Source organism: Paenibacillus sp. N3.4 (assembly GCF_008017805.1).
Classification (GTDB): Bacteria; Bacillota; Bacilli; order Paenibacillales; family NBRC-103111; genus Paenibacillus_E.
Map to the genome: position 1 here is coordinate 1 of NZ_VRTT01000163.1, position 3,612 is coordinate 3,612.

A 3,612-nucleotide genomic window follows, 5' to 3' on the forward strand; every position below is an offset into this window, starting at 1 on the left:
AAGAAAATCGCGAATCGAAATTTCAGACGAACCCAATTCTGCAATGAGTGGCAACTTGGTTTTCTCCAAGCGCGATTGAAGTGCTTCCACTTCTTCAGGTGCTCTCGTCTTCTTTTGCGAAACAAACCAATGATGAACAGAAAGACGAGGCATGATCGGTTCGATAACCACATGAGGAATACATAAATTGATCATTCCCGTTGTGTCACCAATCTTCGTACTTAAGGAGATTAGTGCTATCGTTTCATTCGGTGATACAATTTGCATGAATTGCGGATTTGTTTCGAGAGCTTCAAGACGCGGTTGAATATCAATAACGGTCTTCCAAGCCTCTTGTAAACTATCAAATGCCCTACTAAAAATACGTTCCATTACGATGGTTTCAATTTCAGTCAAAGCGTTAATTTTTGTTGGTGTCGTACCAGCACCGCCCAACAAGCGATCCAACATTGCAAATGCAACATTCGGATGTACCTCAAGCACCATTCGACCCTCTAAAGGCTCTGCTTCAAAGATGTTCAAAATGGTCATTTTCGGGATCGAGCGAATAAATTCGTCGTAGGGCAGTTGTTCAACCTGTACCACGCTAATTTGGACAAACGTGCGAAGCTGAGCAGAAAAATACGTTGTTAAAAAACGTGCAAAGTTTTCGTGAATACGGGTTAAGCTTCGTATATGATCTTTAGAAAAACGAACCGCTCTCTTAAAATCATAAGCCCTTACCTTTTTCTGCGTATCCTCTTTTTTAAGCTCATCGGCATCCATTTCACCAGATGATAAGGCAGCTAATAAGGCATCGATCTCATTTGCGACAATACATCAACCATTCGAGTCACCTCCTTCAAGCAAGATCATAAGCGAGCTATTGAAGCACTTTATCGGTAATCCAAATTTGCTTGATTTTACCTTGTTGTAATAATGGGTTTATTTTATTCATTAAAGTTGAAGTCAAGTTATCCGAACCTTTACTTCCATCAATCTGTTCTTTCGTCATATCGCCAAGCGTTTGTACAATCGTACCTTTCACTGCTGAGTCCAACAAGGAATCGAACTCCGTCTTAGCTTTACTGTTTTCCAGTTCAAAAGCGAAGCTAATTTTGATAAAGTTCTGACTGCCTGATAAATTCGTTAAAATATCTTTAATAATGGCTGTGTTGGCTTTAACTGCCTCTGCAGATGGTGCTTTCGTCGGCTTTACGCTTGCAACTGCATCCTTGGCTTGTGTTGCAGGATCTTTAGATTGACTGTTCTTTTCCATGAAATTCCACAAAATAAAAGCTGCAGTCAAAATTAGCGTGATCGCAATGAGTATTGAGACAATCAATATAAAGATTTTATTCTTAAACACCTACGAGCCCTCCGCATCCCTGGACATTATTGTCGCTCGAACCGAGCCAATTTCTTGCATGTAGGTCCGCACTAAGCTTACCACAATGTCTGCCTTTTCGAGAACTGTGATTTTCTTTCCCGTTGTCAAAGTAATCATTGTATCCGGCGTCTCTTCAATAAGCTCAATCAAAATGGCATTAAGAATAATAGCTTTTCCATTTAAACGAGTGAGAGAAATCATCTTTCTCCTCCTGCACCAGGATAAGGGGGAGACTAGCTCCCCCACCTCATATTAGTGTCCGATTAACGCTTCAGGTTGACAACCTCTTGAAGAATTTCATCAGAAGTCGTAATAATACGCGAATTCGCTTGAAACCCACGTTGAGTAATAATCATCTCGGTGAATTCCCCGGTAAGATCAACGTTCGACATTTCAAGTTGACCAGAAATAATGGTCCCTGTTCCTGTATCTGGATTAGCAGGCGCACCTACGACAAGATCTCCACCCGGATTTGCGTTAGACGTCATCTGATACAAATTACCGCCAATTTTCTCAAGCCCTGATGGATTGACTACTTTAACAATGCCAATTTTTTGACCTGTCGCAGCGGTTACGCCTGATGCGTTAACGCCGATAATATCACCATTCTGTGCGATTGAGAATGAAACAACTTCATCAGGTATGATGATTGGACCGCCGCCATCAGCTCCCATAACGTGAAGGCCTTCAGCGTTAACAAGGTTTCTGCTCGCATCTAACGTGAAGTTTCCTGATCTCGTCAAATAAGGAGCGTCTGTTTGCCCTGTGGTTCCAACTGCAAAAAAACCATCACCATTTACACGCAAATCAGTTACAACGTTCGTTGTCATAGCGCTACCTGCTGTATGTACAGTATCAATAGCGGCTACAGCTACGCCTAAGCCCACCTGCTGCGCATTCACACCGCCACGGTTATCATCAGCGGCACTTACGCCTGAAACGGTTTGGCTGAGGATATCCTTAAACATGACTCGACCGCCTTTGAAGCCAATCGTGTTTACGTTTGCGATATTATTACCAATGACATCTAGCTTCGTTTGAAAACCACGCATACCTGAAACACCTGAGTACAATGATCTTAACATGTAATATGCCTCCTAAGCGGATTTCAATATATAATGAGCTGCTTCCTTCGTTCCACAGCTCCAGGCTTCCTAAACGGTCCAGCCTGTTTTGTTAAGAGATGATGATAGCACTATCAATCTGTGTAAACACATGTTCATTCATCGAATTTCCATCAAGCGCCGTCACAACAGTTCGGTTAGGGACATTCACAATCAACGCATTCCCGCCTAGAATCATAAGAGCATCCTTCGCTCCTTTAGCCGCTACCTTATCGATAGCCGTACTAAGCTTGTCTAATTGCTCAGGCTTTAATTGAATGCCTCTTTCTTTGAGTCTAACCTCAGCATGATGACTAAAACGAACATACTGATCTTGAAGTAGCTTCTGAAACGTTGATTGACTACCGGAAGAGGTTGCCGGTTGCTGAACAGTCGTTCGCCTCGTAGACGCCGGAGAAACCGCATTAGGATAAAGCTGACCTATGGATATTCTCTCTGTCATTTGGTTTCACTGGCATCCTCAATTTTACTGAGTTTGTCCAGAGAAATTTCCTCTCCTTTCACAGTCGCATATTGATTGCCATCTTTGAACACAATGGAATCGACGATGCCGGTTTTTTCGACGGATGCTCCTGAGGCATCGTTGTCCATCCATGAGATCGTTTTGCCAATCAATCCAGAGACAAACCCGAGAGATTGACGCATCAATTTCATTTCACCAGCCATATTCGTTAATTGCTCGACGGAAGTAAACTGCGCCATTTGGGCGATAAATTCCTTATCCTGCAAAGGTTGTGTTGGATCCTGGTTTTTAAGCTGTGTAATTAAGATTTTAAGAAAGTCATCTTTTCCTAAAGTCTTATTGTCTTTATCTTTTGTCTTTGCATTCTTCGCCGTCTCAATGATATCAGTAACATTACCTACAACCGGACTAGTGGCCATATTTTCACCTCCAACTGCTACACATATGTAAGTTACTAGGCAATCACATCAAATGAATTTCCGTTTGCTGCTTGACGAACGGGTTCCATATTCTCAACTTCTTGATTGAAGTCAAGTGACTCTATCTCAAAGTTGTCAGAACGGTTTTTATTTTGCCGAGATGATTGATTAAACGATTGCTGCTGCCTTTGGTCTTGAAACAAACTGGACTGCATATTTTGGTTTTGTGTAACCTCA

General features: G+C 42.1%; 5 protein-coding genes and 2 pseudogenes. All 7 read right to left on the minus strand.

The genetic code is table 11. The features are described 5' to 3' along the window. Positions 1-827, minus strand: a pseudogene (fliM, locus tag FU659_RS34520) (flagellar motor switch protein FliM); the annotation flags it as partial. A 35-nt stretch (positions 828-862) separates the two neighbouring features. Next, the gene (locus FU659_RS34525; RefSeq protein WP_147951672.1) at positions 863-1,348 is read right to left on the minus strand and encodes a flagellar basal body-associated FliL family protein; all 486 of its coding nucleotides are present in this window, start codon (positions 1,346-1,348) and stop codon (positions 863-865) included. After that, positions 1,349-1,570 carry a flagellar FlbD family protein gene (locus tag FU659_RS34530; RefSeq protein WP_147951673.1) on the minus strand — a complete coding sequence of 74 codons (222 nt, stop codon included), beginning with the start codon at positions 1,568-1,570 and terminating at the stop codon, positions 1,349-1,351. 62 nt (positions 1,571-1,632) lie between these two features. Beyond that, complete coding sequence (flgG, locus tag FU659_RS34535; protein WP_147951674.1) at positions 1,633-2,454, minus strand: flagellar basal body rod protein FlgG; 822 nt, start codon at positions 2,452-2,454, stop codon at positions 1,633-1,635. A 91-nt stretch (positions 2,455-2,545) separates the two neighbouring features. Next, a complete protein-coding gene (locus tag FU659_RS34540) occupies positions 2,546-2,935 on the minus strand; it encodes a TIGR02530 family flagellar biosynthesis protein (RefSeq protein WP_147951675.1) in 390 nt (129 codons plus the stop codon). After that, the gene (locus FU659_RS34545) at positions 2,932-3,375 is read right to left on the minus strand and encodes a flagellar hook capping FlgD N-terminal domain-containing protein (RefSeq protein WP_147951676.1); all 444 of its coding nucleotides are present in this window, start codon (positions 3,373-3,375) and stop codon (positions 2,932-2,934) included. The genes FU659_RS34540 and FU659_RS34545 overlap by 4 nt, the downstream gene beginning before the upstream one ends. A 35-nt stretch (positions 3,376-3,410) precedes the next feature. Beyond that, a pseudogene (locus FU659_RS36175) lies at positions 3,411-3,612 on the minus strand (flagellar hook-length control protein FliK); the annotation flags it as partial.